3 protein-coding genes, 1 pseudogene and 1 riboswitch are annotated in these 1,881 nt (G+C 36.4%); of the genes and pseudogenes, 1 reads left to right on the top strand and 3 read right to left on the bottom strand.

The features are described from left to right. Nucleotides 1-452: 452 nt before the first annotated feature. From ACIPNH_RS03730 to ACIPNH_RS03720, 3 genes and pseudogenes are all read right to left on the bottom strand, one after another. The gene (locus ACIPNH_RS03730) at nt 453-1,145 is read right to left on the bottom strand and encodes a thiamine diphosphokinase (protein WP_400771813.1); all 693 of its coding nucleotides are present in this window, start codon (nt 1,143-1,145) and stop codon (nt 453-455) included. Further along, nucleotides 1,126-1,401 (bottom strand): SemiSWEET family sugar transporter, encoded by a 276-nt coding sequence (locus ACIPNH_RS03725; protein ID WP_006280002.1) that lies wholly within the window; start codon nt 1,399-1,401, stop codon nt 1,126-1,128. The genes ACIPNH_RS03730 and ACIPNH_RS03725 overlap by 20 nt, the downstream gene beginning before the upstream one ends. Further along, nucleotides 1,390-1,492: riboswitch (TPP riboswitch) on the bottom strand. Its footprint overlaps the gene before it by 12 nt. A gap of 76 nt (nt 1,493-1,568) precedes the next feature. Beyond that, nucleotides 1,569-1,703 (bottom strand): annotated as a pseudogene (locus ACIPNH_RS03720) (SPFH domain-containing protein); the annotation flags it as partial. A 61-nt stretch (nt 1,704-1,764) separates the two neighbouring features. On the opposite strand from ACIPNH_RS03720, the gene ACIPNH_RS03715 reads away from it, so the two are divergent. Next, the coding region (locus tag ACIPNH_RS03715; RefSeq protein ID WP_400771409.1) for an IS630 transposase-related protein at nt 1,765-1,881 on the top strand (117 nt) is incomplete at its 3' end.

Raw genomic sequence — 1,881 nt, 5'->3', positions numbered from 1 at the left:
TTCTTTGTCTTTTTTTCTGCTTGGTAAATTTCTTAAACATTTGCAGCATAGGTTAGTTGCAATTAAAAGCAGCTAAATCTTGCTTGTCAAGCGTTTAAAACATAAAAAACGCCAATATTTTAAAGCGGATAATAACCTCAGGGCTTCTTTTGCCTTTTTTTTCATTTAGTAAATTTCTTAATGTTTATAGCTAAACGACAATCGTCATCCCGCTACTTGTTAGCGGGATCTCTTGTTAGCGCCGCGGCGGTATGACGGTTCGTGGCGGGATGACGGTTAAGCAATTCGTCATCCCGCTGCTTGTTAGCGGCTAAGAGATACCGCGGCGGTATGACGTAGGACTGCTGTCATTCAAGTAGCTGAAACTGGAATGACACGTCATAAAGGAACCAGTGTCAGCTACTTGGATGATACCTTTTTTCTACTTAGTTTGGGTTATGCAAGAAGTCTATTTACTTCTTAACTTGACGCACATGATGTCTTGCAGCATCATCTGCTGTCTCTAAATAAATCATTGCTAGACATATACCACTGTGTACTTCTACGGATACCTTATTGCCTAAACTTCGATTAAAGCAAGAATTTTTTCCCGGAAAAGCAAGATTACTAAGGTGCAGTTCCCATTTTAATCCTTTGGTTGATATTTGAGCTCTCGGTATACCAAGTAAAGATATTTTAGTATTTTTTGGCAAAGAAAAAAAATGGGTAATACCTTTTTGTAAAGTGTAACCTACCATGGGAGGTGAAGGTGTGTAAAAGATACTGCCCGTACTTAGAAAAGTGTTAATATTCTGTAGTATGTGATCAATTGCTCCTCCAGTAATACCCGTTACTATTGATGGCAATAACTTTACTGTTTTTAAGTGAGCCATTGCTTTAGAAAAGTCGCAATAATCTTGATCAGGTAGATATATCGTATTCAAATTAGCACGTAAATCCAGATTTACGCTATCCAAATCTCCTACTACAAGATCAGGTTTTACGCCAATTGATAGAAGCTTGTTTGCTCCTCCATCTACAGCAATAATAGGTATATCTCGTTTAAAAAACGATGAGCTCGGTATTTTTCCATTTAGCACTACAATAGAACGATATTGTTGTTGTGTACTGCAGTGCAGCACATGATCATGGTGCAGGTTTTGCATCGTAGTAACATTTTTGAATAATTGATATTATGCTAATCACTAATCCAGCAATATTGCTAAGCACCACAAAAATTGAGCTCTGGTAAAGACCATAGCCAATCCAAGACAATGAACAAATAAGATAGTTTACTAACATTAACATCGATACATCACGAGTAACTTTAGTGATATATGCTTTATATACTTGAGGTGATAATCCAATTAGAGATGCAATTAACGCAATGAAGCCGAAGCATTCTTCAATATTTATATACATACATTTTCCTACGCTTGCTTTAACAATATCAGGTTCAAAGGGTTGTACTTTATGTACTCTCAGCTTTTCTAGAGCACCCCTAATGCGTGTAATTTATAACATCATTTAGTCTATTAATCAAGAAATTAATAGTGACTTGCATTTATGAAACCCAATCGGCTTCTATGCTAATTATTATCTAAACTAATCGTCGGTTGTGCATCTTGCTCAGAGATTAGGGCAACCAACAAATTATTTATCAATTGAACCTTTTGCTTGCCATCTAATTGTAAGCTTTTGTTTTTTTCAAAATGAGCTATTATAGCTCTTTTCATAGAAGTCCGGATGTGATAAGATAAGGATAGAAGATGATAAGGAGGTTGAGTGCCAGCAGCATATAGTTATGACTTAAGGAAAAAAGCAATGGAAGCGCTAGACGAAGGAGAAAGCAGAGAAACAGTGGCAGCAAGATTTAAAATTGGACGAACTACTTTATGGGAG

Origin of the sequence: Wolbachia endosymbiont of Drosophila barbarae (assembly GCF_044752445.1) — a bacterium.
GTDB lineage: Bacteria > Pseudomonadota > Alphaproteobacteria > Rickettsiales > Anaplasmataceae > Wolbachia > Wolbachia pipientis.
The sequence above is the reverse complement of the archived record's forward strand: the minus strand, read 5'-3'. Positions and strand labels throughout refer to the sequence as shown.